The organism is Pseudomonas putida (assembly GCF_002906855.1).
Classification (GTDB): domain Bacteria; phylum Pseudomonadota; class Gammaproteobacteria; order Pseudomonadales; family Pseudomonadaceae; genus Aquipseudomonas; species Aquipseudomonas putida_N.
Genome location: NZ_MINI01000028.1, coordinates 2,379,022 through 2,405,501, shown reverse-complemented (window position 1 = coordinate 2,405,501; position 26,480 = coordinate 2,379,022). Strand labels below are relative to the sequence as shown.

The window sequence follows — 26,480 nt, the reverse complement described above, 5'->3', positions numbered from 1 at the left end:
ACCACCCTATAATTTTTCCTTATACGCCACTCCAGCGCAGCGCCAGCATCGTCACTGAACACATGAATTCAGCATGCTATTTACTGGCACGGCAACGAACGAAATCACTGATCAAAACAACTAAGATCGATGACTTCGAACGCCACCCAGACATACCTAGCCGGCTTTACCAGAGCGCATAAGTATAGTTAACGAACAGCCGAACTTGATCCTGATCCTTTAATGTCGAGGCCGGTAGCTCTGTCCTAAAGATACCCTTACGGAGGGTAAAGCCAAGGCCCTTGAGTGTTCCAGACTGCACAACATAATCTAGACGGTAGTCACTTTCCCATTCACTGTATCTACCTGTCGTCGTATTACCCGTACCGCGAATATCTTTACCACTTACATATGTCCAACCCGCCTTTAGACCCGGAACACCCAAGGCTGCGAAATCGTAGCTATAAATACCAAAGGTTGAATTTTCGCCCGCACGAATGAAGCTGTTCACCATAACGTCAGTGTAGAGGTACAGCGACTGAACGCCCCCCTCACCCTCTGGTCGACCTCGACCGTCGACCACATTGCTGCTGTTGACAGTTGCAAAGCCAGATTTATCACTGACTTGTTGATGCCCCAAGGTCAGCGCGTGACCTCCATCTTTGTAGGTGAAGGCCAGCGACCAAGTTTTATTGTCGATCTTCCCATTTTCGTTATAGCCGGTGCGCATGGCATAACGGCTATCCGTGCCGTTCTTACCGTCAGAATCGCTCTTAAAGTACCTTAAGTCGGTTGTCAACGATCGACCAACACCAACATCAAGCGAATGAATGAGTCCGAAGAAGTTTTGGTTGTAGTAATCTTCTAGCTGGGCATGGTAGTACTGCAGCTTTAAGTTTTTTCTGACGTTCCAATCACCTCCAGCAAACGTGAAACCATCACTACCCTTGCTCCCTCCGCCAGCGATTCCTGCCCAGTTGCTAGATGCTCGACCAATAGCACGATTCAAGAATCCGCCGGTCAGAGTGATGTTGTCGAACTCATTAGACGTCACTGCAGCCCCTTGGAAGTTTGCAGGCAACAGGCGACCGTCGTTTGAAATGAGCACAGGAAGATTGAAGGCCAGCGCATTACCAGCCTTTACTTCAGTCTTCGAGTATTTGAAGCGAGCGTTTCCTCCGATTCTAGACCAGTTATCGACAGGAGAACCGTCAGTCTTTACTGGGGAAACAGTATTTACCGTGGAGGCATCATGTGGTGAACTGCCACCGCTTAAGTTGAACCCTGCAAGCGCCTGCAAATCTACCCCCAGCCCTACCGCTCCCTGGGTGTACCCAGACTGGAAGTCAAGCCTTAACCCCGTCAATGTTTGCCGTTGATCCACGCCACCGGTACTCCTTTGATCCCCATCGTAGTACAAGGTGCGAGAACTGATGGACGCCTTACTATCGTCAAGGAAACCTACTGCGTAGCCTTGTTGGGCCAGGGTGCCGCATGCAAAAGCAGCCAGTATTCTTTTTACTTTTGTCACCACCGCCACTCCGTCTCTATAAACTCTGCTTATTGTTGATTGGCATTTTTTATATGTTTCGTTTGGCGCACAAATAAACCCCACCCACATACAATGGATTTCAATTTCCCTATTGAGCATCTGATACGCACACAACAAAATAGCAAGAACGGTGCCAGCAAAGTGCTAAGCCCTTTGTTTACGGGCCTATTAAATCTTCATTTACTCCCAACTATTGCCTATACACATAGGCTAATGCTGTAAAGCTATACTTTCATCAAAGGCAACGTAGACATCCGTATCATCACGCACTATCCCGAAGCGTGGTGCGCCATTGTGGTGAGTAGGAGTGTTACCTAGCCGCCTGTACGTAACGACTCAGGATTGATTCAGTGCAGGTATCTTGAGCACATTTGGAAAGGCAAGCCCAAGATGTAAACTCTTAGAGCGCAATCGAGTAAACAGAGTGGCCCACACGAAAAAGGCAGCCCCTAGGACATTCGGCGATGACTCAGGAGTGGGAAGGAAACGGAAATTGACTCGCTGTGCGGGAGCCTTAGGCGAACGACGGTCGAGGTGCACTGTGTGCACCCTGTCATCAGTTGAAGGTTAGTCAGGAAAGAGGTTGGCGCTTTTTAAATGAGGTGAGTTATTAACACCCAGAGCGAAACTTAATTATTGAGGCCTGAACACATATAATTGGCTACTCACAAAGTGATTAGCCAATTACAAGTCTTATGATAGAAGGCGAAGCCCCCCCGAAACTTGACCCGGCATAGGTACAACTCGAGAAAAACCAGGCCAAATCAGGGCTAAGGAACTCGCAACCTTAATTCGCCGGTTACACCGGGCGCTCACCTGCAGTGGTAGTGCGGTGCATAATGCGAATGTGCTCGGGGCTGAACGAGTCGCGACGATGCATGGTGCAGCGATTGTCCCACATAACCATGTCACCAAGACGCCACTTCTGCACAAACACCTCACCTTTCAAAGTGTGCTGCCACAACTGGGCAACGAGATCGTTGCTTTCATCCATTGGCAAACCTACGATCCAGGAGTCTTGCTCTCGCACACCCTTTGCCCCCAAGAACAGAGCTTGCCGGCCACTGTCTCCATGCACCCGCACGAGCGGGTGAACAATCCCCGGCCATTCACGGATATCGTCCGATTTGGGCAGCTGTCTGTTCAGACGCAGATCGCCCGCCGAGTCATAGACGCTCTGGAAGAAAATCTGCCGGCCTTTGACTGCATCGAGCAAATAGGAAGGCAGGGTCTCGTAGGCCTGATACATCGATACCCAATAGGTGTCACCGCCAGCAGGCGGAAGTGCAATGGCCCGCAGCAACGCGCCTGCAGGTGGACGCTCGTAAAACCACGTATCGGTGTGCCAGGTCGCTTCGCTGTTACCCAGAGCACCTGAGGGCTTACCATCTTTTGTGGTGTTGGCGATGACCAGAATCTCTTTTTGCGTCGGATGAGCGCCCTCTTGCAGCTGCTTCGGGTGAATAACCGCTTCGCCGAAGTGGTGGGAAAATTTGATGTGCTGCTCATCGGTGATGTCGATATCACGGAAACGGACAATCCCGTACTGGAGCCAGATCTTGCGCACTTCGGCGATATCTTGAGCATCGTAGTCGTTGAAGTCGAACCCTACGATGTCCGCACAAACGCTACTGCCGTTTGGACTAGTCGTGATCTTGTTCTTGGTCAGCATGCTCTTTTTCCTCACGAGCTGAAGGTTAGGATCGAGCCCCTAAGCTATCGTCCCGATCAGACAGGCATCCAATAATAATAATCAACCATTAATCATAAATTTCTATCAATCACCTGCGCGATTGAAACAGCAGGCCCGGTGGGACACAGATCGCTGCCTAGCACCATCACTCATCCAATGAAGTGATCAATCAATTTGACATTCATCCGCTTTGTCTATAAATCAAGAGCAGCCACCTTGGGAGCAGACAATGGATCTACGGCAAATCAAGACCTTCCTGGCCGTCGCGGAAGAATTGCATTTTGGCCGAGCGGCCATCCGGCTGCAGATCGCCCAACCAGCCGTGACGGCTCAAATTCAAGCGCTTGAGAAGCAGCTAGGTGTTCCACTACTCACACGGTCAACCCGACGCGTGCAATTGACAGAAGCCGGGATACTTTTCAATTCACGGTGCATCGACATTTTGCGTGACATCGACCGCACCTGCCTTGCTACCCAAGCAGTCGCAGGTAAGGACATCAGTCAGATCACTATCGGTACCATTTATCCTGCAACGTTCGGTGTGCTCCCCGATTTCATTGCGAGAATCAATCAACGCTTCCCGGATGCTCGAATCCATATTCACAACGGCAACACGGTGGGCATCGTCAGAGAGATAGAGCGTGGCAACATAAATCTCGGGTTCATTCGTCCGGTCGAAAACATTGGTTCTCTACGCTGGCAGTCCATCCATCGTGAAAAATACTTGCTAGCAATCGCACGGAAAAACCCACTGAGCGCTAAGAGCTCCATCACACCGGTCGATTTGCGAAAGCAGAAAATTATCGCGTTCTCAAGGGCGTACAAATCCGAGACCGATGAGAATTTCCCTGAGGAATTCAAGAAGTACGACCTGAATCAACGAGTGATTTACAGCTGTAACGACACCCAAGCGATGCTGGCCATGATTACCGCTGGGATTGGTGTAGGGTTCGTTCCCGAATGGGTTAAATCCATTCCCGGGCAAAACTTTGAGCTGCGCGAGGTTGAGGGGCTCGAGCGATACATTGGGCTGGGCCTGGCGTGGAGCGTCGATGATCCAACCGTCAATAGGGACAGCATTATTGAGCTATGCCGATCGCTTATCGACAGCGAAGCATGAGAATCAAGCCTGAAGGTTTCTTCTTAATACCGTAGGCCTGAAGTTATCGTGTAGCTCGGTTTTTTTCCGACTGGCCCGCTATGTCATGGGCAATGACCGTACTGCAAAGCAGTGAGAGGTCATGAACGCATAGCGTGCAGCCCATATTAGCGCCGCAGCTCCGCTCAAGTCTCGACGTTGACAGCGCAGATCAGTCCCGCCTAACCAGTAACATCGCCGCCATTCTTTTCAACTGCCCTCTGACATACCAGGTTGGATCTGCCGAGGGGTCTGCCTCCAGCTTGATGAAGCAGTCCAGCAGTACCTGTAGTTCTTCACTGAGGCGCCCCAGCCCTTCATCGCTCAGTCCCACCTCACCTGCCGATTGAGACACAAGGCGCTGCAGCTGCACCTGTTGATGCTGACGAATCTCCGAGATCGATGATGCTTGAGCATCACTCAAATGACGTAGCTCCGCCCTCGCCAGCTTGGCCAGATTTCGGCTTTCAGAAACGTATGCAGATACCTTTTCCCAGAGATGAGCATTCATTTGTACTGGGCCGGTGCATTTGCTTAACGCCCTGCTTTTCAAGTAAGCGCTCCATGAACCCCACATTCAAAGCGCTCAGCTGATTGCCGATGCTGTGCTCCCGATTTCATTCTGGAGCCCGCACGCCATGATGCGTCCCGACGCCGTGGCAGATTATGAAGCGCTGTTGCCGTGGAACTGTTCACCGGAAATGCCACGGTAAACGATGGCCTCACCTTGCGGTAGGTGGGGTTCATGGATCGCTTACCGTGCAAGTCACATTTATGCATGCACTAAAACTCATCAATGGTCAGTTGGATACAACTGACCATCTGAGTCATCGATGATAGTTAAAGTCACAATTGAATCACAATCAAAGCTTGAACTTTCCCGCGCAAAACCTTAGTAAAATTATGGGCGTTGGAAGTACGCAAAATTCTTGCGACAAATATCCAGCTGCACAGCATGGTAAAACTCTTCCTGAGTAGACCCCTCGCTTACCATGTAGTCAATGTAACGACTAAATACCGTTTTTGCCGACATCATCATTTCGTCCCTCTTTTTTCCGCACTCATGCAACAAGCCCAACACATTAAATTCTGCAGAATGCCGAGCTGCGCGCATTAAGACCTCGAAGGTCTCGATATCAAAAGAATACATAGCGCTGGACATATCCCTGCCGAACCCGTCCTGAATATTGAGTCTGTACAAAGTCATGGGGTAGTTATTCATGGTGACGCTTACAAAAGCATACTTAGCGTCTTTCGTAAATGCCGGGTGCGCTTCAGCCTTGATGATTTTCTGAACAGCTTCGAAAGCTTGCAAAATGGGATATTCAAAAAGCTTGTACATGCTCTTCTCAATGCTGTCTGGATCACCATCGCGTGACAGGCTAGCATAAAGCGGACGAGCTGACTTCAGTTCAAACACTGCCACAGCCTGTTCAGCAGGAACTGAAATTATAATGTCAGAAGATTTGCCAGGTCTCTTTTTTGAACCGAAACTAAACTCCTCGATCAGTTCATAATTAGGCAGGTCTTTAAGGAATTTAGCAGCATATTGCTGAGCGTATCGTTCAAACTGAACGCCGAATAATATCAAAAATTCATTCTTTTCTCCATTTGCCTTATGAATTCGATACATTAAGTTCTCAAACAGCAGTTCCTCGCATAGCTTACCCTCCACAGGGATAAATAGGCCGCTCTTAATTTCAAAAAGTGGGCGCGCCCTAAAAAACATGAACTCATTAGGCTGATCGATGAACTCCTCTGCAAACTTCCTACCCTCGCTTGTGGTAAACGAGATTTCCTTTAAGATTGCAGACACCTCCTCTACTGAAACATTTAACTCCATGCTCAGAGATTTTGCAGAAACAGCCCATCGCTCAAGACTTGGCAGCGTGTCCTGGCCCTCACGAATTCCGTGCCAGCGCGCCAAGATGTGAAAAATTACGTTCACATAAGTTTCAATCGAGACTCCAATACTCTCCTCGAATACCTTGATGTATGGCGTCAAAGGACTCTCTGTGAAGAATATACTTTGTGTCCGCCCTAGCTTGGAGACGTAGTTGTCCCTCGAATTCCCTGTGATCGACTTTAGAAAGACCTGATGACCATCATCATTATCATGATCAGGCCTATCATTCAGCTTGGCAAACAACTCATGGATAACATCAAAGTCCCGTCTTCGAGTAATATACTTGCTCCCTGGAATCCATTCACTAAACAGCAGCGACCACAAACGCCAGCATTGAAGCCTAGTGAACACCGTGCGCTCCGCTGCTGCAGATTTTTTTGCAGCCGTTTTGCACAACGTTTGAATTCCCCACTGGCGAAAGCTGAGTTCGTCCTTCTGAACAAAGGAAATACGGGACAAAACTGAAGCCAAAGCCTTTCTATCATTACCCGCCAAGATTTTTGTAAAACTACGATCTCTACCGTAAAAATCAGCGTGCGACAAAAAATACCCAGAGTTCGCCATCTTCGTGATATCAATCATTATTTATCCCTAGTAGACCCAACTGGCTGAAAACAATAAATCTGTAGGCATCATGCGCCTGGCTTGACGAGCCCTTGCACGGCTGAATGGCATACTGCTATCATAAGCGATTTTCACCAATGTGAAAAAGAATTTTCCAGAGGCTTGGTTCGCCCAAAGGTAAATCGGGTGTAGGATTTCATAGTCTCATAAGGCCATCGAACCGTAGCCAAAGATCAAAAAAAGCTGATGAAAAATAAATCCCTTTGCCTGCAAGATACATCACAGTCGTTTTACTGGTGATCGTGCTTTGGCCATTCAATGCAGTTTCGGTTAAGGTTGGGATTCAGGATATCCCGACTCTACTCATGACTACCCTCCGCTTCATGGTTGTGGTCGTATTGATCGTGCCTTTCACACGTGTGAGCAGGGCTTAGCTCTCCTCGCGCTGCGACTCTCATTTACCTTCGGCTTTTTGCACTTCCCCCTGTTTTTCCAAGCCTTTGCCAGCGTCGACAGCGGCAACGCAACCCTGCAGAACCTGAAACGAATACAGAGGGGTTTGGTCTTCTGCTAGGTTAGGACTACTGCGTATGGCACAAGGTAGAGCAGTATTTGCAGCCGTTGGATTGGGGAAAAACATTCCGAGCCTGCCGTATAGCGGTGGCACACGTCGTGTGATAGCCGAGGTCGAGGCGGTTGTGAGGAGCAGGCAATAAAGTGCAGGTAATAAATCATAAGGCGGCGACGAATATTTTTCGTCTCAGCGCCAGCGCAGCGCTCTCCATTGTGATCCAGTTTTGGGACATTAACCCATAAAAACGCCCTTAATGTTCCCATTTGGGATCATCACGGGAGACGTGACTGAAGGGGCAGCGCTCCTCGACGTTTGCATTGGATAAGCGGAAAATAGGCGGGCTATCGACCTGCCGGCATCGGCACCGGAGACGTACCCTGCCCCATGAATTCTAAGGTTCTCCAGCTTCCAAAAAATCCCCTCGGTCGCGACTTTGTAGTCGGAGACATCCACTTCAAAATCACAGACCTCCACCGCGGGCTGCACGCATTGGGCTTCGATAAAGCTAAGGATCGGCTGATCGCTGTGGGCGATCTGATTGACCGCGGGCCTGGTGTATTGGATGGGCTGAAGCTGCTCGGCGAGCCCTGGTTCTTCAGCGTCCAAGGCAACCACGAGCGAATGCTGATCGACGCTTATGAGGCTAATCCCAACGCTCGCTATTCTGCGCATGGCGCGGGCTGGTGGATGACGATTGCTGATGAGTCCAAAGCGATGATCATTGGGAAGCTCCGGAGCTTGCCGATCGCCATTGAGGTTCAGTCGGATCGGGGTGTTGTGGGTGTCGTGCATGCTGATGTGCCGACGGGCATGGCCTGGTCGACCTTTCTGGAACAACTCAACAATTCCGCGATGGAGGAGATCGCTCTGTGGGGGCGAGATCGCATCGTTAAGCACCATCGTGAAGGTGTCCCGGGCGTATGGCGGGTCTGTACCGGGCATACGTGGATTCCGCGGCCGTTGAGGTTAGGCAACGTGCTGGCGCTGGATGTCACCGGCGGCGCCGATGGTTCGCTGGCCATCTACAGCATTCAGGAAGACAAAATCTTCATTGATGGTGTTGCCACGTCGATCGACCAGGCTGAGTGCTTGAGTGAGCAGCTCGAGGAGCTTGAGCAGCGCGCAGAAGCTCTCAAGACGACGGTGAACAGTAACAAGCTCATCGAGACACAGGTTCAAGCTGCTGAACTGGAGTCATTGGTGAAGCTGGTCAGTTCGATGTGGCAAGAGGTTCGCGAAGGCCTTGAGGAGCAGCAGCGACTGCTTAACGCGCTGCATGGTTTGAGCCTTACGACTGGTGAGCGTCGGGGCGCCAAGCTCGACGAGCTATGTGCTAAGCATGAGAACACTCAGGTCGAAGCGCTTCTTCGCCGGTTGTTAGGTTGAGAGGTTTGCATGGAGTACGTGATGAGCATAAGCCAGGCGCGTCGGCGTTTTCGTCGTGTGCTCAAGCTCGCAGAGAAAGGCAACACGTTCATTCTGACAAGGTGCGGCAAGCCGGTATGTCGGCTTAAGCTCTACGAATAGGTATCTCGAGCATTTCTGGGCGTGCCCGTTGGGTCGGCTCTCGTGAACCAAGCCGCCCGCTTCGCATTCGTCTTGGCCCGGAAGGCTTCGATCCTCACGCCTCGCGCGCTCCGCTTGCACGTCAGGAAATTCCCAATTTCTAGTGGAGTGCTAGAGCTCTCAGCAGAAGCGCAGACCATTTGATTGAGTCATAAACTAAGGCGTTGATGACTGGTTTGGTACCGTGTACATCGCCCATGTCTGATCTCAGCTTCTGCATGACAAATGCGGCTTGATTCAGCGATCCCTCGAGGTTATTGGCGAGTGGCTTGTAGTCGGCCTCAGACCAGCCGATGTCCACTAACTCTTGAACCAGGCGGCTCTTCACATTGAGCGCATCCACGGATCGCTTCACTCTCTCTTGGAATGACGCCTTGTTAGGATCACCCAAGTTACAGATGGAGTAGATATCTGCAGTCACGGAATCTAAAGCCCCACACGCAGCCGAGAGCGCCCCACTGAGGTCACCATCGCGGAGCCTGCTGGACGCTTTCTGGATGTCCGCCCTCGCCTGCTCAGGGATCGAAGCTAGATCTGCTACGTCAAAAATGTCCACTGGAATGAGGGTTGTTCCAGAAAACTTCCATCCGATTCGGCTGAGAACGCGCTCCAGTTCCTCAACCACATCAGCTTTACGCCGCATCATCTCTTCGCAACAGATGGAGACAAAAGCTCCGAGATCGGCTTCGCCCATTGTTCCAACCGGTCGCGGTAGGGACGGCAGTTACCTGCCGCCCCCCGCACAGATCCGTACGTGCGGAACTACCGCATACGGCTCCTGCCTCGGGTATGTGACGCGAAGCGATCCTCAGGGTAAGGATGTGCATTTCTAGGTCTAGGTATGTAGAGGTCGGCAAGGCGTCCGTAGCGTGACCATTGAAGCCTATTACGCTGGCTGCGCCGTTTGAGGGCTTGCCGCCATAGACGGCAGACCGCTGAACGAAAACCACCAAGACGTATCAGGTTTCCCGGCACCGCGTGGTAATTGAAGTACCCCCTGACCACCCAAGTAAGCCATTGCCCTTGAGCCCGGATGGGCTCATGACGTCGGCGCTTCAGCTCATCCCGAATAGCCAGCAGCGTCGCACGCATTCGCTTCTTGACCGTCAGTCGCAGTATTTGAAAACCACCGCTTCTGTTGGTACTGCAACAGTGCGTGAAGCCCAGGAAGTCAAACGTCTCCGGTTTACCTAACCCTCGCTTCCTACGATTTCTCGCAGCAAAACGACCAAACTCAATCAGCCGTGTCTTCGAGGCGTTGAGGGATAAACCGAACCTGGCCAAGCGCTCCTGCAACTGCACCAGAAATTGCTGAGCCTGCCATTGCGTCCTGAAACCCACCACGCTGTCGTCCGCGTAGCGCACAACAATCACATCGCCACGGGCATGCCGCTGGCGCCACTGCCTTGCCCACAGATCCAGCACGTAGTGAAGATAGATATTCGCCAACAATGGCGATATCACTGCGCCTTGGGGAGTCCCCTTGGTCGCAACCACCCTACGACCATCCTCCATAACACCCGCTTGGAGCCATTTGCAGATAAGCCCGAGCAGGCGCCGATCTGCAATCCGGTGTCCCAGAAACATCAGCATCCATTCATGGTCGATCTCATCAAAGAACGACGTGATATCCGCATCCAATATCCAGTTCACCTTCTGGCCCTTCAGCGCGACCGTCAACGCATCTAGCGCATCATGCTGGCTGCGTCCCGGCCGAAACCCGTACGAGAATCCCAGAAAGTCCTCTTCATAGATCGCATTCAAAACGGTAACGACTGCCTGCTGTACGATCTTGTCCTCCAGAGAGGCAATGCCCAACGGGCGTTGCCTGCCATCGGCTTTGGGAATGTAGACCCGCCGCGATGGCGTTGCCCGATAGGCTCCACTGTGGAGCCTTGCGTGCAAATCGGTTACCCGCTGGAGAAGACCTTCCTCATATTCTCGCCACGACATGCCGTCCACGCCCACCGCTGCATCGCGGCGCAGGGCATAGAAGCTCTGCGCCAATAACTGCGGTGTGACGTGGTGCAGCAATGCCGTGAACTGCGTACCCTTGTTCCTTCGGGCTGCTTCACGTACACCTTCAAGTCCCATCGACGCGCAACTGATCCGGCTCAGTGTCCGGGGCGCGGGGGGCGTGTCGGTGTTTCCCTTGGCTACGTCCCTTTCCTCCACTATCTCCGCCGGGCCAGGCCCTTTGTTCGATGGCTTCTCAGGTACTACGGACGTATCCGACTTCTCGGCGGCGTAGACAGCAGGGTTACAGCTTTTGGCCTTTCCTGCTCCGCCCGGTGCTTGCGCACCGGGCGCCGCTGAGATCTCCCAGTTTCTGTGTGGAGGACTTCCCGACGTGCACAGGGTCTCCGACCGCGCGGGATCAGAGCATGACTGGCGTATAACGCCATGCTCCGTGTTGCCTTCTGCTTCGCTTAACAGCATCGGCATCCCGAATTCCTGATTACGCGGCTCAATGGCTGGCCCATCGGTTTCCCCTGTCAACGCTTCACCCTGCACCTCACGGTGCAACGTGCATGACTCGGGGCCTGGTTGATTCGCCATTTCTTACCAGTATCGAACTTTCATCGACTATCCTCCGCCAGCTTTAACTGGCGCTCTAAGCGTCCGGCGAACTCACCTTCCGAACTCCAGCATTAAGGGCGATGGTGTCCGCGTATTTTTAAGCGGACGCGATCACCCTCATCGCCAGGATTTCCATGCGCCAACGAAGCTCTTATCCGAAACCGTTCAAAGCCCAGGTCGTTCAGGAATGCCTGCAACCTGGCGCAACCGTGTCCAGTGTCGCCATCAACCACGGCATCGATGCCAACGTCATCCGCAAATGGCTGCCGCTCTATCGAGATCAGCCCGCAGCGGCTTCACTACCAGCTTTCGTCCCGCTAAAAGCCGCACCTAAACGGCCAGTCGAAGCGTCAGTGATCATCGAGTTGCCCGTGGCCGGGCAAGTGATCACGGTGAAATGGCCAGCCTCGGATCCCGAGGGTTGTGCGCAATTTATTCGGGCTGTGGCTCAATGATCCGCATCGATGCCATCTGGCTGGCCACCGAGCCGATGGATATGCGCGCCGGCACCGAGACGGCATTAGCCCGGGTGATTGCGGTGTTCGGTGCGGCGAAGCCGCACTGCGCTTATCTGTTCGCCAATCGCCGGGCTACCCGGATGAAAGTGCTGGTGCACGATGGCGTCGGTGTCTGGCTTGCCGCGCGGCGCCTGAACCAAGGCAAGTTCCACTGGCCCGGCATTCGCCACGGCTGCAAGGTCGAACTCGACAGCGAACAACTCCAGGCGTTGGTGCTGGGCCTGCCGTGGCAGCGCGTCGGCTCAGGCGGCGTGATCAGCATGCTGTAACCGCCGGCCATTTGGCCGGTCTACTTGTCGTCGCCCCGCGCCTGCTCTGGCACAATCGGCGGCATGACTTTCTCGCCCAACCTCGACCAGATGACCCCGGAACAGCTTCGTGCTTTGGCGGCACAGGCGTTGCAATTGCAATCCCAGGTCGAGGCGATGAGCAGGAAGATTCAGAACGATGAAATCCTCATCGAACAGTTCAAGTTCGAAATCGCCCTGCTCAAACGGCACAAGTTTGCCAAGCGCAGCGAGCAAATCAGCCCGGCGCAAAGCAGCTTGCTGGATGACCTGCTCGACACAGACCTTGAAGCTATCGAGGCCGAGCTAAAACAGCTTCTCCCAGATGCGCCACAGGCCGAACCACGGCAATCCCCGAAACGTGCGCCTTTGCCGCCGCAGTTTCCACGCACGGTGATTCGTCACGAACCCGAAAACACCCAGTGCGTCTGTGGCTGCCAACTTCAACGCATCGGCGAAGACGTCAGCGAGAAGCTGGATTACACGCCGGGCGTGTTTACCGTCGAGCAACATGTGCGGGGCAAATGGGCCTGTCGCCAGTGCGAAACCCTGATCCAGGCACCGGTGCCAGCCCAGGTTATCGACAAAGGTATCCCGACCGCAGGTTTGTTGGCCCACGTGATGGTGGCCAAGTTTGCCGATCACTTGCCGCTGTACCGGCAGGAGAAAATCTTTGGCCGCGCCGGGCTGGCAATTGCTCGCTCGACCCTGGCCCAGTGGGTCGGACAAACCGGCGTGCGGCTTCAGCCACTGGTCGATGCACTGCGTGAAGCCGTGCTGAACCAGGGCGTGATCCACGCTGATGAAACACCGGTGCAAATGCTTGCGCCAGGCGAGAAGAAAACCCACCGGGCCTATGTCTGGGCCTACAGCACGACGCCGTTTTCAGCGCTCAAAGCGGTGGTTTACGACTTCAGCCCAAGCCGTGCTGGCGAACATGCGCGCAACTTCCTAGGTGACTGGAACGGCAAGCTGGTCTGCGACGACTTCGCTGGCTACAAAGCCGGTTTCGAACAAGGCATCACTGAAATCGGCTGCATGGCCCACGCCCGGCGCAAGTTCTTTGATTTGCACGTGGCGAACAAAAGTCAGCTGGCTGAACAGGCCCTGCACTCGATCAGCGGCTTGTACGAGGTCGAACGTCAGGCGCGGGACATGAGTGATGAAGAGCGCTGGCGAATACGACAAGAATTGGCGGTGCCGATCCTCAAAAAACTGCATGACTGGATGTTGGCTCAGCGCGACCTGGTGCCCAATGGATCAGCCACGGCCAAAGCCCTCGATTACAGCCTGAAACGCTGGGTAGCGCTGACGCGCTACCTGGATGATGGGGCTGTGCCCATCGACAACAACCAGGTCGAAAACCAGATACGGCCATGGGCACTCGGGCGCTCGAACTGGTTATTTGCGGGATCCCTGCGCAGCGGTAAGCGGGCTGCGGCAATCATGAGTTTGATCCAGTCGGCGCGCATGAATGGGCATGATCCGTATGCCTATCTAAAAGATGTGCTGACGCGGCTGCCGACCCAACGGGCCAGTGAGATCGGACAGTTGCTGCCGCATCAGTGGGTGCCGGCCTGACTTACGCAAGGTGAGTTCGCCGGACGCTTACTTCCAACCTGCTTGTCGATCTCACTCAACAGCTGGGATTTTGTAGCGCCATTTTGTTGCCTCTGCTCCAGATGCGCTAATCGGGACATATCGAGATTCCCGTATCCCACGATCTGTTTAATGTCACCGAAACTGAATTTTTCTACGAGCGTGGAGCGAACGGGGCTCCAAGGAATCGAGCTGCTTTTGATCATGAGGAATCTCGATGATTTGCGAGGTTACCAATATGAGAAAGCTAGGTTGTACGAAGGAACCGAAAACTCGATTTCAGCCGCTGAATGATGCCGGAACGGTCAGTATGGTGCTTAGCCTCCAATCGCTGAATGTTCGAGATCATTCTCACGATGCTTTCCCTTGCGCGCTGTGAATCGCCCCTGCTTTCCTAGACACTCTCCAAGCTCAGGAAATAGCGTTTCTCATACTCTACTGGAGACAGCTGCATAGCACTGCTGTGTCGACGCTTAGGGCTTCGATCTTGAATTCTTCGGGGTAACGCTGACGACTCATGGCACCTCCTATTTGGGCCTCATTATGAGGCTTGGAGGTGTCTACGAAACCAGGGGCGATTCATGATGATCAAGCGCGTCACCCCAAAGGGTGTGCCTGAAGCTGTGGAAAACCTGCGCAAGCTGAGCAACTCTATCTATTCCAGGCGTCCTGAGGCAGCGCCTCCACACGGTGCATTCGCTCTGGAAGCTGGTTACTCCACTCTCCCAAATGATCAATTTTTCGAGTCGATCTATATGGGCGCTCAGATTGAAGGACACACTGGAAACTATGTAAGCTTTCTTACACGAAGCATTACCGAGAGAGAACCGAGTCTTCTTGAGCGATTTCATAATAAAAAATATGACTCTATAGTAGGCGAACTATCAAATAACGGCCACCTGCAGACTCTACGCATGAACAAACGAATGGCCGGCGGCCTCGAGGGCGAAGAGATAGCCGTTAGCGCCACAATAGAAGGCAAAACATTTTATGCCTTCCAGTTTGAGCACGGCGGCACATTGGAGTCCAACACACGTCCCTATATCGCCATTGAACTAGGCACTCATGAAAATGGAAGCAACTTCAAATCAAATGATGAGGCATTGGCCTTTTGGGATAAGCTCCTGGACAGTTTCAAACCTCTTCCGGAGTAAGCAGATGACGGTACTGAGAAGCGCCCTTATAGTCACAGTCAACACAGACTCGTGCGAAACGAGAGACACGGCATCGCTTAGCCTGCTTTGCTTTGCTTTGCTTTGCCGATAGGCTGCGGCTTCTTTGTCGGAGTGCTCGCGTCCTCCTTTCTGCGGATGGTTACCTTACTGAAATCAACGCTACTTGGTACTACCCAGGAATACCTTACGGCAATGACAACCCCGAGCTTCGCCTGGACTTCGCACATAAAGCAGTAAAGCGGCCAACACTTTGAAGGGGCTTGAGTGCGCAGTCGATCTTCGCCACTTGCAAAGCGCTCAACCCTCCACGAACAGCAACCCGATCGCCAACAGCATCTGCGCCGCAATGGTCCAACTGAGCCAGGCAGGTCGGCGTCCGCACAGCCACACTGCGGCATTCAGCACCAGAGTGATCACGTTGGTCAGCCAGAAGAACGCCAGGCCCCACATGGCCGGGTCGCTGCCCAGAAACGGCACATAGCCGCCTGAATCGACGGCGACATACAGCGAGAACAGCACACCGACTACCGCAATGGCGAGAGAGGTAAAACCAAGGTAGCGAGACAGGCGAGTTACAAAAGGCTTCATGCGGGGGCGGTGCTCCTTGAAAAGGCGCAGTCTACCCAGAACCACCCGTGCAAGCGCCCCTGCTTTTGGAATTGCTGTTAACTTGAGCGCTCCCCACCCCCAAGGACAGCGCCATGCCACCACGCCCCACCACTCCCACCGGCTTCATCCGCGTCCGTGGCGCCCGCGAGCACAACCTCAAGAATATCGACGTCGATATCCCCCGCGACGCCCTGGTGGTGTTCACCGGGGTGTCCGGCTCGGGCAAGTCCTCGCTGGCCTTCTCCACCCTCTACGCCGAAGCCCAGCGCCGCTACTTCGAATCGGTCGCGCCCTATGCCCGGCGCCTGATCGACCAGGTCGGCGTGCCGGACGTCGACGCCATCGAAGGCCTGCCCCCGGCCGTGGCCCTGCAGCAGCAACGCGGCACGCCCAGCGCGCGCTCGTCGGTGGGCAGCGTCACCACCCTATCCAGCTCGATCCGCATGCTCTACTCCCGCGCCGGCAGCTATCCTACCGGGCAGCCGATGCTGTATGCCGAGGACTTCTCGCCCAACACCCCGCAAGGCGCCTGCCCGGAGTGCCATGGGCTGGGGCGGGTCTATGACGTGACCGAGGCGACCATGGTTCCCGACCCGTCGCTGACCATCCGCGAGCGTGCCGTGGCGGCCTGGCCGATGGCCTGGCAGGGGCAGAATCTGCGCGACATTCTGGTGACGCTGGGCTATGACGTCGACATTCCTTGGCGCGACCTGCCGCAGGAGCAGCGCGACTGGATTCTCTACACCGAAGAAACCCCCACCGTGCCGGTGTACGCCGGCCTGACACCGGCGCAAACCCGCGCCGCACTCAAGCGCAAGCTCGAACCGAGCTACCAGGGCACCTTCAGTGGTGCCCGGCGCTACGTGCTGCATACCTTCATGCACTCGCAGAGCGCACAGATGCGCAAGCGCGTGTCGCAGTACATGCGCCCCAGCCCCTGCCCGGTGTGCCAGGGCAAACGGCTCAAGCGTGCGGCGCTGGACGTGACCTTCGCCGGCCGCGACATCGGCGAGCTGTCGCGGCTGCCGTTGCAGGCGCTGGCCGAGGTGTTTCGCCAGGTGGCTGCGCCGGGCTACCTGGAGCAGCACGACGATAACCTGACCCTGGAAAAGCGCCTGGCCGCACAGCGCATCGCCAATGAGTTGCTGGAGCGCATCGACACCCTGATCGACCTGGGCCTGGGCTACCTGGCGCTGGAGCGCAGCACGCCGACGCTGTCGTTCGGCGAGCTGCAACGCCTGCGCCTGGCAACCCAGCTCAATTCGCAGCTGTTCGGCGTGATCTACGTGCTCGACGAGCCTTCCGCCGGCCTGCATCCGGCCGACAGCGAAGCGCTGTTCGATGCCTTGCAGCGGCTCAAGCAGGCGGGCAACTCGGTGTATGTGGTGGAGCACGACCTGGATACCATGCGCCGCGCCGACTGGCTGGTGGATGTAGGCCCTGCTGCCGGCGAGCATGGCGGGCAGATTCTCTACAGTGGCCCGCCCGCCGGCCTGGCACAGGTCGAGGCCTCGCGCACAGCCGCCTACCTGTTCGCCGTACAGCAGCGTACCTCACGTGCGCCACGCCAGCCACACGACTGGCTGGCACTGGAAGGCATCACCCGCAACAACCTCGACAACCTCAGCGCCCGCTTCCCGCTGGGTTGCTTCACCTCGGTCACCGGCATTTCCGGCTCGGGCAAGTCGAGCCTGGTCAGCCAGGCCTTGCTGGAGCTGGTCGGTGCCCATCTCGGTCAGGCCGGACAGACGGCTGAACCTGACGAGCAAAGCCTTGAAGATGAGCCCGAGCAATTCAGCGCTGGGCGTGTCACTGCCGGGCTCGACAGCATCAAGCGGCTGGTGCAGGTGGACCAGAAGCCGATCGGCCGCACGCCGCGCTCTAATCTCGCCACCTACACCGGACTGTTCGACCATGTCCGCAAGCTGTTTGCCGCTACCGAACAGGCCAAGGCCCGCGGTTTCGATGCGGGTCGTTTCTCGTTCAACGTGGCCAAGGGCCGATGCGAGAACTGCGAGGGCGAAGGCTTCGTCAGTGTCGAACTGCTGTTCATGCCCAGCGTCTATGCGCCCTGCCCGACTTGCCACGGTGCACGTTACAACCCCGAGACACTGGCGGTGAGCTGGCAGGGCATGAACATCGCGCAGGTGCTGCAGCTGACCGTCGAGCAGGCGCTTGAGGTGTTCGCCGAGCAGCCGGCGCCGCGGCGTTGCCTGCAGGTGCTGCAGGACATCGGCCTGGGCTACCTGCGCCTGGGGCAGCCGGCTACCGAGCTGTCCGGTGGCGAGGCGCAACGGATCAAGCTGGCCACCGAGCTGCAACGCGTGGCCCGTGGCGCGACCTTGTATGTGCTGGACGAACCTACCAACGGGCTGCATCCGCAAGATATCGACCGCTTGCTGGTGCAGCTCAATCGCCTGGTCGAGGCCGGGCACAGTGTGGTGGTGGTCGAGCACGACATGCGCGTGGTGGCGCAGAGTGACTGGGTGATCGACATCGGGCCGGGGGCCGGGGATGCTGGCGGTCAGGTGGTGGTCAGTGGTACGCCGCAGGTGGTGGCCGGGTGTGGTGACAGTCGTACTGCCGCGTTTCTGGCTCGCGCCTTGTAGCGCCTGTGCTGGCCTCTTCGCGGGCTTGCCCCGCGAAGAGGCCGGAACAGGTGAAAATTCCTTTCTATACTCCCTCTGGCATCCCTGCATGCCGTCTGCCCAAAAATCGCGATACCTCAATAACAACAAACGAGGTGGCAAATGGTCTGGCAGCAAATCTACGATCCGTTCGCAAGCCCCGTGCTCTCCACGCTCATGGCCGCCGTGCCGGTGGTGGTGATGCTGGCGGCATTGGCCTTCTTCCACATCAAAGCACACATCGCCGCCCTGCTCGCCCTGGGCTCGGCGCTGCTGATCTCGATCTTCGCCTTCGGCATGCCGGCCAACATGGCCGGTTCCGCAGCGTTGTACGGCGCAGCCAACGGCCTGCTGCCGATCGGCTGGATCGTGCTGAACATCATCTTCCTGCACCGGCTCACCACCGAGAACGGCTCGTTCAAGGTGCTTCAGGACTCGCTGGCACGCATCACCGACGACCGCCGCCTGCAGCTGCTGCTGATCGCCTTCTGCTTCGGTGCCTTCTTCGAGGGCGCGGCGGGCTTCGGCACGCCCGTGGCGGTGACCGGGGCGATCCTCATCGGCCTGGGCTTCTCGCCGCTGGCGGCTTCAGGGCTGGCGCTGATCGCCAACACTGCACCGGTGGCGTTCGGCGCACTGGGCACACCGATCATCACCCTGGCCAAGGTCACCGGGCTGGATGAAATGGAACTGTCGGCCATGGTCGGTCGGCAACTGCCGTTCTTCTCGGTGATCGTGCCGTTCTGGCTGATCTGGGCGTTTGCCGGATGGCGCAAGATGCTGGAAGTATGGCCGGCGATCCTGGTGGCCGGGGTCACGTTCGCGGTGCCGCAGTTCGTGGTGTCGAACTTCCACGGGCCGATGCTGGTGGACGTGATCGCCGCGCTGATCTCCATGGCCTGCCTGACTGGCTTCCTGCGGGTGTGGAAGCCGGCCACCGTGCACACCTCGGCGGCGCTCACCGGGCGGGTGGACGACTCCAAGGTCGAGGACGACGGCAAGGCCGGCGCCGCAACCACCTTTACCCAGAGCGACCAGCGCAGCGTGTTCAAGGCCTGGCTGCCGTGGATCATCCTGACCGTGTTCGTGTTCGCCTGGGGCACGGCGGGCTTCAAGAACCTGTTCGACACCCGCCCGGCGCTCGACCCGGCCAGCGGCGCGGCCATGCTCGACCCGCAAGGCAAGCCGCTGCGTGAAGGTAACCCGGTGTTCGCCCCGGTATTCACCTTCGACTCGATCCACCAGCAGATCGAGAAAGTGCCCCCTGTGGTACCCACGCCGAAGAAAGAAGACGCCCAGTACAAGTTCACCTGGTTCACCGCCACCGGTAGCGGCATCTTCCTCGCGGCCATCCTCGGCGGGCTGTTGATGGGTTACTCGCCTCTGGAGCTGGGGCGGCAATATCTGCGCACGCTTTGGGTGGTGCGTTACTCGCTGATCACCATCGTCGCCATGCTCGCGCTGGGCTTCCTCACCCGCTACTCGGGGCTGGACGCGACCATGGGCTTGGCGTTTGCCGCCACGGGCATCTTCTACCCGATGTTCGGCACCCTGCTCGGCTGGCTGGGCGTGGCGCTGACCGGCTCGGACACGGCCTCCAACGTGCTGTTCGGCGGGCTGCAACGGGTGACTGCGGAGCAGCTGGGGCTGAGTCCGGTGCTGATGGCAACGGCCAACAGCTCGGGCGGAGTGATGGGCAAGATGGTCGATGCGCAGTCGATCGTCGTGGCCTCCACTGCCACCCGCTGGTATGGGCATGAGGGCGAGATCCTGCGTTATGTGTTCTTCCAGTCGATCGTGTTGGCGGTGCTGGTGGGTTGCCTGGTGACCTTGCAGGCCTATGTAGCGCCGTTCACCGCCATGGTGGTGGGCCACTAGGGCTTGCAGGAGCGGCCCCTTCGCGACACAAGGCCGCTCCTACAAAAAACGCATGAGGCAGTGTTACAGTCAGTTGCATGGACAAATACACCCCGCGCCAGTGGCTCCCGCACGAGAAGCCCAGCCTCCCCGGCTCCCCTTCCACGCCCCTGCACACGCCGGCCAAGCGCCTGGCGTACGGTGTGGTCGGCCTGCTGGTGGCGATTACCGGTGGCCTGGGTAACGCACTGGTCACCGCTAACTTGGTGTTCCTGCAGGGCGCGCTGGGCGCGACCAGTGCCGAGATGGCCTGGTTGCCGGCGGCGTATGTCATGACCAACGTGTCGATCAACCTGCTGCTGGTCAAGTTCCGTCAGCAGTTCGGCCTGCGCGCCTTCACCGAGGTGTTCCTGGTGCTGTATGCCCTGGTCACCTTCGCCCACCTGCTGGTCAACGACCTCAATTCGGCCATCGCCGTGCGCGCTGCCCACGGCATGGTCGGCGCGGCGCTCAGTTCGCTGGGCCTGTACTACATGATCCAGGCGTTCCCCGAACGCTGGCGGCTCAAGGCCATGGTGCTGGGCCTGGGCGCCTCGCAACTGGCCCTGCCGCTGGCACGGATCTTCTCCGAAGACCTACTGCAGATCGCCGAGTGGCGTGGCCTGTACCTGTTCGAACTGGGCCTGGCACTGGCAGCCCTGGGCTGCGTGCTGCTGCTCAAGCTGCCCCCCGGTGACCGCTTCAAGACCTTCGAGCCGCTGGACTTCCTCACCTTTACCCTGATGGCCAGTGGCGTCGCCCTGCTCTGCGCCGCGCTCTCGCTGGGGCGCATCGACTGGTGGCTGGAGGCACCGTGGATCGGCATCGCCTTGGCCTCGTCGATTGCCTTGATCTTCACCGGCCTTGCCATCGAGCACAACCGCCAGAACCCGCTGCTGATGACGCGCTGGCTGGGCAGTGGCGCAATCATTCGCCTGGGCCTGTGCGTCATTCTGATTCGCATGGTCACCTCGGAGCAGTCCACCGGTGCGGTGGGCTTTTTGCAGATGCTGAACATGGGCAGCGAACAGATGCGCTCGCTGTACTGGATCATGCTGCTTGGCGCCGTGGCGGGCCTGGCCAGCAGTGCGCTGACCATCGACCCCAAGCACCTGGTGATCCCGCTGTTCGTCTCGCTGCTGGCGATGGCCGCCGGGGCATTCATGGACAGCAGCTCGAGCAACCTCACGCGCCCGGCACAGATGTACTTCAGCCAGTTCCTGCTGGCCTTCGGCAGCACCTTCTTCCTTGGCCCGTCGATGGCCTTGGGCATCAGCCATGTACGCGCCAACCCGCGCAACCTGGTGAGCTTTTCGGTGCTGTTCGGCATCTGTAACAACCTCGGCGGCCTGATCGGCGCGGCGCTGCTGGGCACCTTCCAGACCTGGCGCGAGAAGTTCCATTCCAGCCACCTGATGGACCGCCTCAGCTACCTCGAACCGCTGGTCAATGCGCGCGTGCAAAGCGGCGGCGGCGGTTATGCCGGGATCCTCGCCGACCCGGCGCTGCGCAGCGAGGCCGGCATGCGCGTGCTGGCCAATGCCGCCACCCGCGAGGCCAACGTAATGGCCTACAACGACGTGTTCGTGCTGATCGGCTGCATCGCCGTGCTGACCATGATCTGGATTACCATTCGCGGCTCCTGGCTGTGGTATGTCGCCCGCCAGGCTGCTTCATCCGACTCCACCAGCGGTACTGCCAGCCGATGACCGAAGAAACCCGTACCACGACCACCACCGCCATCGCCGAAACCCCGGAAGGCAGCACGCCGCCCAGCGAACCGACCAGCCCGGTGCGCACGCGGCGGGTGCGCATCCTGTCTACGATCAGCTTCGCCAGCGTGGCCCTGGTCGGCATCCTCGTAGTGCTCTACGCCTGGAACCTGCCGCCGTTCAGCAGCAGCATCGAAAGCACCGAAAACGCCCTGGTGCGCGGCCAGGTGACAATCATCGGCCCGCAGCTGAGCGGCTACATCGTCGATGTGCCAGTGCATGACTTCCAGTTCGTCAAGGCTGGCGACCTGCTGGTGCAGCTCGACGACCGCATCTACAAGCAACGCCTGGCCCAGGCCATCGCCCAGTTGCAACAGCAGCAGGCGGCGCTGGCCAACAACCTGCAGCAGCGCAACAGCGCCGAAGCCACCATCGCCCAACGCCAGGCGGCAATCGGAGATGCATCGGCCCAGGCGACCAAGGCCAAGGCCGACCTCAGCCGCAACCAGGCGCTGGTCAGCGATGGTTCGGTGTCGCGCAGCTCGCTGGACCTGGCCCGCGCGAGCGAGGCTGCCGCCGTCGCCAACCTGGCCCAGGCCAAGGCCGCGCTGGAAATCGCCCGCCAGGACCGCGAGACGGTGATCGTCAACCGCGCCTCGCTGGAGGCCTCGGTGGAGAACGCCAAGGCCGCCGTCGAGCTGGCCCGCATCGACCTCGACAACACCCGCGTCACCGCCCCGCGCGACGGCCAGCTGGGGCAGATTGGCACGCGCCTGGGCGCCTACGTCAACTCGGGTGCGCAACTGATGGCGCTGGTGCCCGACACCCTGTGGGTGATCGCCAACATGAAGGAAACCCAGATGGCCGATGTACGCATCGGCCAGCCGGTGACTTTCACCGTGGACGCCTTGAACCACCTCAAGCTCTACGGCCATGTACAGCAGATTTCGCCGGCCACCGGCTCCGAATTCGCCCTGTTGCAGGCCGACAACGCCACCGGCAACTTCGTGAAGATTGCCCAGCGCATCCCGGTGCGCATTACCGTCGACCCCGACCAGCCAGACGCCGCACGCCTGCGCCCGGGCATGTCGGTGGTGGTGGGCATCGATACCCGGGAGCCGCAAGGGCACCATTGACAGCGGCTTTGTGAACCCTGTCCAGATGCCGTACTGCCACGATTGCGCCGCTCTAGACCGTGGGTTTTAATTCCCGCCCACCGGTTTATCTTCGCAATCCAAGGACGTTTCATCATGCACAGGAAGATCGTACCGCTGGCACTGCTGGCCACCCTGGCCGGCTGCTCGGACACCCAGGACGCCAGCGAGGCCAGCGAGGCCAATTTCCATAAAGCAGCCCAGGCTTACCTCGACACGCAGTATCCCCATTGCTTTGTGGTCACCGACTTCCCCACCAAGACCCAGGACTTCGACGTCACCGGCACCAACAAGGCGCTGCATGCCCTGGCCCGGGTGGGCATCGTCAGCGAGCAGGAGATCTCCCGGGTCGAAGTGCCGGAGCGCTTGTGGCAACCGGCCCGTACCGACATCTACTACGCCTACGACCTCACCGATGAGGGGCGCAAGTACTACAAGGCCGATGCCCAGAAGATGCTCAACGGCCAGACCCGCGGCGGGCTGTGCTTCGGCAAGGCCGAGGTAACGTCGATCGAGCAGTTCAGCGAGCCGGGGCAGATGATGGGGCACACCGTTTCCGATGTGACCTATGCCTACAAGATCACCGGGTTGCCGGACTGGGCGGCCAATGACGAGGTCAAGGCCGGCATCCGTGACCTGGGCAAGGCTGTAGCGACCAACGACACGCCTGCCAGGGAAAAGCGCGTGATGGTGCTGACCAACAACGGTTGGGTGCACGAGCGCCTGTTCGACAAATAAGGCCTACATCCACCAGGCCAGCACCACCGGCAGCCAGACGAACGACAGCACGGTCGAACACATCACCAGGTTGGCCACCTGCTCCGGCTGCCGGTTGGCCCTGACCGCCATCAGGTAATTGAACACCGCCACCGGCATCGCCGACTGCACCATCAACACCGCCCGTTCCATTGTCTGCATGCCTAGGGCTGTTCCCACCGCCCACCCCACCGCCGCGCCCAACACGATGCGCAGGCCGCCGAGCACCAAGCCGCCGCCGATATGCTGCGGGCGGATGCTGGCCAGTGACACGCCCAGCGTCAGCAGCATCAGCGGGATCGACATGCCGCCCAGCAGGTCGGCGGTGTTGGCCAGCCAGCGCGGCAGTTCGAAGTCGAGGAAGATGATCGGCATGGCGCCGCCCAGGCTGATGACGATCGGGTTGCGCAACAAGGCCTTGAACGAGGCGACCGTACCGGAAATGGCCATACCCACGGTGAACTGCACGATCGACAAGGTCAGGAAGAACGCCACGGCCAGGGCCAGGCCGTGCTCGCCGAAGGCATACAGGCTGATCGGCAAGCCCATGTTGCCGGTGTTGGGGAACATGAACGCCGGCAGCAGTACGCGCCAGTGCTGGCCTGAAACGCGGCACACCAGCAGCCCGGCCACAGCCATGCCCACGGTGCACAACAGGCAGGCCAGGGCCATGCTGGTGAAGGCCGTGGCGTCCAGCTCGGTGCGGCTCAGGGTCGACAGCACCAGCGATGGCGTGCCGACGGTCATGACCATGCGGGCGATGAATTCGGTGGGGTAATCCAGGCCTTTGCGAGCCCAGGCGAAGCCGATGCCGGCGACGATGAAGACCGGGGCGAGGACGGCGAACAGCGAAGCGAGCATGGGGCGGGCCTTCCTTGTTAAGAATGCCGATTATGCCGCAGGCTAGAGGCGCCTGGGATGTCGGATTGGGGCACAAAGCTGTCGCATCCCGCCCTGCGTCGTCGCGTCGCAGGCCTTAGCCTCTTGGGCAAATCGATCACAACCCGTAGAATCGCGCTTCCTTTTCGCCCGTCGCCTTGAACGGTGGCAACCGGCAGCAACGACAGAGTCCAGGCCTGAACACATGACGCCCATGTGAAATATGGCTCAACCCACCCCGCCCGGCCCGGCTATTCCAGGGTCCAGCGGTTGAGTCTTGCCCAGGTCGCATCCAGCCCAGGCACATCCGTGCACTTCTTCGGCCCTAGATGGGTCCGTTTGGCGTGCGCGTTCGAAGAGGCGCTCCCTGAATCGCCACATCAACTTGAGGTATGTATGTCTCCGCGTTTGCTGGCCATGGCGCTGGCGCCCCTGCTCGGGCTGTTCATCATTGCCCTGGGCAACGGCTTCATGTCTTCCCTTACCACCCTGCGCCTGGACGCTGCCGGCGAATCGGCAACGACCATCGGTATCGTTTCGTCTACCTACTTCATCGGCCTGACCCTCGGCGCCATCTTCAACGACCGGCTGATCCTGCGCATCGGCCATATCCGCGCCTACACCAGCTTCGCCTCGCTGATCGCCGCGACCATCCTGCTGCAAGGGCTGTTCTACGACGCCACCTGGTGGTCGGTGCTGCGCCTGATCAATGGCTGGGCGGCCGTCGGCGTATTCCTGGTGATCGAAAGCTGGCTGCTGCTGGCCGGTGACGCGAAGATCCGCGGACGCCTGCTGGCGCTGTACATGATCGCCTTCTACGGCGCAGGCGTGATCGCCCAGGCCGGTCTCGGCGTGATCACCCACCTGGGCGACAGCGCACCGTTCATGCTGGCCGGCATGCTGGCCGCGCTGTCGGTGCTGCCGATCGTGATCCTGCCGCGGGTATCGCCGCTGCTGGACCAGGTCGAGCCGCTCAAGCCACGGCAACTGCTGGGCGTGGCGCCGTCAGGGCTGGTCGGCTGCTTCGGCTCCGGTGTGGTCATTGCCGGTATCTACGCCCTGCTGCCGCTGTACCTGCAGCGCATCGGCCTGGATGTCGGTGAGGTCGGCAACATGATGGCCTGGGTGATCCTCGGCGCCATGCTGCTGCAATACCCGGTGGGCCGCTGGTCCGACCGCAAGGACCGCCAGGATGTGCTGATCGCCCTGGCTGCGCTGTGCATGGTGCTGTCGCTGATCACGGTGTTCCTGCCGTCGGATTCGGCCCTGCTGCCGGCCATGCTGTTCCTGCTCGGTGGCGGCGTGTTCGCGCTATACCCGGTGGCGGTCAGCCATGCTGCCGACCGCGCTCCGTCCGACGCCCTGGTACCGATGATCCAGGGCCTGCTGCTGATCAACTCGCTGGGCTCGGCCATGGCGCCGCTGGCGATTTCGCCGGCGATGACCGAATTCGGCGAAGTGGGGCTGTTCTGGGCCTTTGCCGTGGTCAACCTGGGGATGGTGTGCTTCTTCCTCTGGCGTCGCGGCAAGCGCCCGGCAGCGGAGCACCCGGCACCGTTCACCGCATCGACCACGTTCTCGCCGACCGGCGCAGAGCTGCGAGTGACCGAGGACCTGATGCATGCAGCACAAGAGCATCCGCCGCTGGAACCGGTGGAAACCGCTGCACCGACAGCGCAGCCAGAAACCAAGTGAACCAAGGGGCCGCCATCGCGG

General features: G+C 58.1%; 21 protein-coding genes. 12 read left to right on the top strand and 9 right to left on the bottom strand.

Annotation, left to right across the window (positions count from 1 at the left end):
• Positions 1-166 precede the first annotated feature (166 nt).
• Positions 167-1,519, bottom strand: a complete 1,353-nt coding sequence (locus BGP85_RS11540; protein ID WP_103447277.1) for an OprD family outer membrane porin — start codon at positions 1,517-1,519, stop codon at positions 167-169.
• An 811-nt stretch (positions 1,520-2,330) separates the two neighbouring features.
• A complete protein-coding gene (locus BGP85_RS11535) occupies positions 2,331-3,203 on the bottom strand; it encodes a TauD/TfdA dioxygenase family protein (RefSeq protein ID WP_103447276.1) in 873 nt (290 codons plus the stop codon).
• A 250-nt stretch (positions 3,204-3,453) separates the two neighbouring features.
• Here BGP85_RS11535 and BGP85_RS11530 point away from each other — a divergent pair, with 250 nt between their 5' ends.
• On the top strand, positions 3,454-4,344 hold the full coding sequence (locus BGP85_RS11530) for a LysR family transcriptional regulator (protein ID WP_103447275.1): 891 nt from the start codon (positions 3,454-3,456) through the stop codon (positions 4,342-4,344).
• 190 nt (positions 4,345-4,534) lie between these two features.
• On the opposite strand, the gene BGP85_RS11525 is transcribed toward BGP85_RS11530, so the two are convergent.
• Positions 4,535-4,873 carry a hypothetical protein gene (locus BGP85_RS11525; protein WP_103447274.1) on the bottom strand — a complete coding sequence of 113 codons (339 nt, stop codon included), beginning with the start codon at positions 4,871-4,873 and terminating at the stop codon, positions 4,535-4,537.
• Between the two features lie 390 nt (positions 4,874-5,263).
• Positions 5,264-6,850 (bottom strand): hypothetical protein, encoded by a 1,587-nt coding sequence (locus tag BGP85_RS11515; protein ID WP_103447273.1) that lies wholly within the window; start codon positions 6,848-6,850, stop codon positions 5,264-5,266.
• A 940-nt stretch (positions 6,851-7,790) separates the two neighbouring features.
• On the opposite strand from BGP85_RS11515, the gene BGP85_RS11510 reads away from it, so the two are divergent.
• Positions 7,791-8,792, top strand: coding sequence for a metallophosphoesterase (locus BGP85_RS11510; RefSeq protein WP_103447272.1), 1,002 nt, complete (start codon positions 7,791-7,793; stop codon positions 8,790-8,792).
• Between the two features lie 280 nt (positions 8,793-9,072).
• Here BGP85_RS11510 and BGP85_RS11500 read toward each other — a convergent pair whose 3' ends face one another.
• Both BGP85_RS11500 and ltrA read right to left on the bottom strand, forming a co-directional pair.
• The gene (locus tag BGP85_RS11500) at positions 9,073-9,666 is read right to left on the bottom strand and encodes a hypothetical protein (protein ID WP_103447270.1); all 594 of its coding nucleotides are present in this window, start codon (positions 9,664-9,666) and stop codon (positions 9,073-9,075) included.
• A gap of 68 nt (positions 9,667-9,734) precedes the next feature.
• Positions 9,735-11,417 carry a group II intron reverse transcriptase/maturase gene (ltrA, locus tag BGP85_RS11495; RefSeq protein ID WP_374755302.1) on the bottom strand — a complete coding sequence of 561 codons (1,683 nt, stop codon included), beginning with the start codon at positions 11,415-11,417 and terminating at the stop codon, positions 9,735-9,737.
• A gap of 269 nt (positions 11,418-11,686) precedes the next feature.
• Here ltrA and tnpA point away from each other — a divergent pair, with 269 nt between their 5' ends.
• From tnpA to tnpC, 3 genes are all read left to right on the top strand, one after another.
• The gene (gene tnpA / locus BGP85_RS11490; protein ID WP_064613829.1) at positions 11,687-12,007 is read left to right on the top strand and encodes an IS66-like element accessory protein TnpA; all 321 of its coding nucleotides are present in this window, start codon (positions 11,687-11,689) and stop codon (positions 12,005-12,007) included.
• The gene (tnpB, locus tag BGP85_RS29225; protein ID WP_064613830.1) at positions 12,004-12,339 is read left to right on the top strand and encodes an IS66 family insertion sequence element accessory protein TnpB; all 336 of its coding nucleotides are present in this window, start codon (positions 12,004-12,006) and stop codon (positions 12,337-12,339) included. Before tnpA ends, tnpB begins: the two co-directional genes overlap by 4 nt.
• 63 nt (positions 12,340-12,402) lie before the next feature.
• A complete protein-coding gene (gene tnpC, locus BGP85_RS11480; protein WP_010792763.1) occupies positions 12,403-13,938 on the top strand; it encodes an IS66 family transposase in 1,536 nt (511 codons plus the stop codon).
• Here the strand turns inward: tnpC and BGP85_RS11475 are convergent.
• On the bottom strand, positions 13,920-14,162 hold the full coding sequence (locus BGP85_RS11475) for a hypothetical protein (RefSeq protein ID WP_103447268.1): 243 nt from the start codon (positions 14,160-14,162) through the stop codon (positions 13,920-13,922). The two genes, tnpC and BGP85_RS11475, sit on opposite strands and share 19 nt — an antisense overlap.
• A 375-nt stretch (positions 14,163-14,537) precedes the next feature.
• Between BGP85_RS11475 and BGP85_RS28690 the strand changes: the two genes are divergently transcribed.
• Entirely contained in the window at positions 14,538-15,110 is a 573-nt protein-coding gene (locus BGP85_RS28690) for a T6SS immunity protein Tli4 family protein (RefSeq protein WP_146048975.1), read from the top strand.
• A gap of 318 nt (positions 15,111-15,428) precedes the next feature.
• Here BGP85_RS28690 and BGP85_RS11460 read toward each other — a convergent pair whose 3' ends face one another.
• Positions 15,429-15,719 (bottom strand): hypothetical protein, encoded by a 291-nt coding sequence (locus BGP85_RS11460; protein ID WP_103449915.1) that lies wholly within the window; start codon positions 15,717-15,719, stop codon positions 15,429-15,431.
• A gap of 113 nt (positions 15,720-15,832) precedes the next feature.
• On the opposite strand from BGP85_RS11460, the gene uvrA reads away from it, so the two are divergent.
• The 5 genes from uvrA to BGP85_RS11435 all read left to right on the top strand — a co-directional run bounded on the left by uvrA (position 15,833) and on the right by BGP85_RS11435 (position 23,867).
• Entirely contained in the window at positions 15,833-18,349 is a 2,517-nt protein-coding gene (gene uvrA / locus BGP85_RS11455; protein ID WP_103447267.1) for an excinuclease ABC subunit UvrA, read from the top strand.
• Positions 18,350-18,490: 141 nt separating this feature from the next.
• Positions 18,491-20,245 (top strand): L-lactate permease, encoded by a 1,755-nt coding sequence (locus BGP85_RS11450; protein WP_103447266.1) that lies wholly within the window; start codon positions 18,491-18,493, stop codon positions 20,243-20,245.
• Positions 20,246-20,322: 77 nt separating this feature from the next.
• The gene (locus tag BGP85_RS11445; protein ID WP_103447265.1) at positions 20,323-21,972 is read left to right on the top strand and encodes an MFS transporter; all 1,650 of its coding nucleotides are present in this window, start codon (positions 20,323-20,325) and stop codon (positions 21,970-21,972) included.
• Positions 21,969-23,111 (top strand): HlyD family secretion protein, encoded by a 1,143-nt coding sequence (locus BGP85_RS11440; protein ID WP_103447264.1) that lies wholly within the window; start codon positions 21,969-21,971, stop codon positions 23,109-23,111. Before BGP85_RS11445 ends, BGP85_RS11440 begins: the two co-directional genes overlap by 4 nt.
• A gap of 114 nt (positions 23,112-23,225) precedes the next feature.
• On the top strand, positions 23,226-23,867 hold the full coding sequence (locus BGP85_RS11435) for a hypothetical protein (protein ID WP_103447263.1): 642 nt from the start codon (positions 23,226-23,228) through the stop codon (positions 23,865-23,867).
• Between the two features lie 3 nt (positions 23,868-23,870).
• Here the strand turns inward: BGP85_RS11435 and BGP85_RS11430 are convergent, their stop codons facing one another.
• Positions 23,871-24,746 carry an AEC family transporter gene (locus tag BGP85_RS11430; RefSeq protein WP_103447262.1) on the bottom strand — a complete coding sequence of 292 codons (876 nt, stop codon included), beginning with the start codon at positions 24,744-24,746 and terminating at the stop codon, positions 23,871-23,873.
• Positions 24,747-25,160: 414 nt separating this feature from the next.
• Between BGP85_RS11430 and BGP85_RS11425 the strand changes: the two genes are divergently transcribed.
• Positions 25,161-26,459 (top strand): MFS transporter, encoded by a 1,299-nt coding sequence (locus tag BGP85_RS11425; RefSeq protein WP_103447261.1) that lies wholly within the window; start codon positions 25,161-25,163, stop codon positions 26,457-26,459.
• The last annotated feature ends 21 nt before the right edge of the window (positions 26,460-26,480 follow it).

Coding starts and splice junctions, on each gene's coding strand:
- BGP85_RS11535 (WP_103447276.1), bottom strand. CDS start 3,203: ATGCTGACCAAGAACAAGATCACGACTAGTCCAAACGGCAGTAGCGTT.
- BGP85_RS11530 (WP_103447275.1), top strand. CDS start 3,454: ATGGATCTACGGCAAATCAAGACCTTCCTGGCCGTCGCGGAAGAATTG.
- BGP85_RS11525 (WP_103447274.1), bottom strand. CDS start 4,873: ATGAATGCTCATCTCTGGGAAAAGGTATCTGCATACGTTTCTGAAAGC.
- BGP85_RS11515 (WP_103447273.1), bottom strand. CDS start 6,850: ATGATTGATATCACGAAGATGGCGAACTCTGGGTATTTTTTGTCGCAC.
- BGP85_RS11510 (WP_103447272.1), top strand. CDS start 7,791: ATGAATTCTAAGGTTCTCCAGCTTCCAAAAAATCCCCTCGGTCGCGAC.
- BGP85_RS11500 (WP_103447270.1), bottom strand. CDS start 9,666: ATGGGCGAAGCCGATCTCGGAGCTTTTGTCTCCATCTGTTGCGAAGAG.
- ltrA (WP_374755302.1), bottom strand. CDS start 11,417: ATGCCGATGCTGTTAAGCGAAGCAGAAGGCAACACGGAGCATGGCGTT.
- tnpA (WP_064613829.1), top strand. CDS start 11,687: ATGCGCCAACGAAGCTCTTATCCGAAACCGTTCAAAGCCCAGGTCGTT.
- tnpB (WP_064613830.1), top strand. CDS start 12,004: ATGATCCGCATCGATGCCATCTGGCTGGCCACCGAGCCGATGGATATG.
- tnpC (WP_010792763.1), top strand. CDS start 12,403: ATGACTTTCTCGCCCAACCTCGACCAGATGACCCCGGAACAGCTTCGT.
- BGP85_RS11475 (WP_103447268.1), bottom strand. CDS start 14,162: ATGATCAAAAGCAGCTCGATTCCTTGGAGCCCCGTTCGCTCCACGCTC.
- BGP85_RS28690 (WP_146048975.1), top strand. CDS start 14,538: ATGATGATCAAGCGCGTCACCCCAAAGGGTGTGCCTGAAGCTGTGGAA.
- BGP85_RS11460 (WP_103449915.1), bottom strand. CDS start 15,719: ATGAAGCCTTTTGTAACTCGCCTGTCTCGCTACCTTGGTTTTACCTCT.
- uvrA (WP_103447267.1), top strand. CDS start 15,833: ATGCCACCACGCCCCACCACTCCCACCGGCTTCATCCGCGTCCGTGGC.
- BGP85_RS11450 (WP_103447266.1), top strand. CDS start 18,491: ATGGTCTGGCAGCAAATCTACGATCCGTTCGCAAGCCCCGTGCTCTCC.
- BGP85_RS11445 (WP_103447265.1), top strand. CDS start 20,323: ATGGACAAATACACCCCGCGCCAGTGGCTCCCGCACGAGAAGCCCAGC.
- BGP85_RS11440 (WP_103447264.1), top strand. CDS start 21,969: ATGACCGAAGAAACCCGTACCACGACCACCACCGCCATCGCCGAAACC.
- BGP85_RS11435 (WP_103447263.1), top strand. CDS start 23,226: ATGCACAGGAAGATCGTACCGCTGGCACTGCTGGCCACCCTGGCCGGC.
- BGP85_RS11430 (WP_103447262.1), bottom strand. CDS start 24,746: ATGCTCGCTTCGCTGTTCGCCGTCCTCGCCCCGGTCTTCATCGTCGCC.
- BGP85_RS11425 (WP_103447261.1), top strand. CDS start 25,161: ATGTCTCCGCGTTTGCTGGCCATGGCGCTGGCGCCCCTGCTCGGGCTG.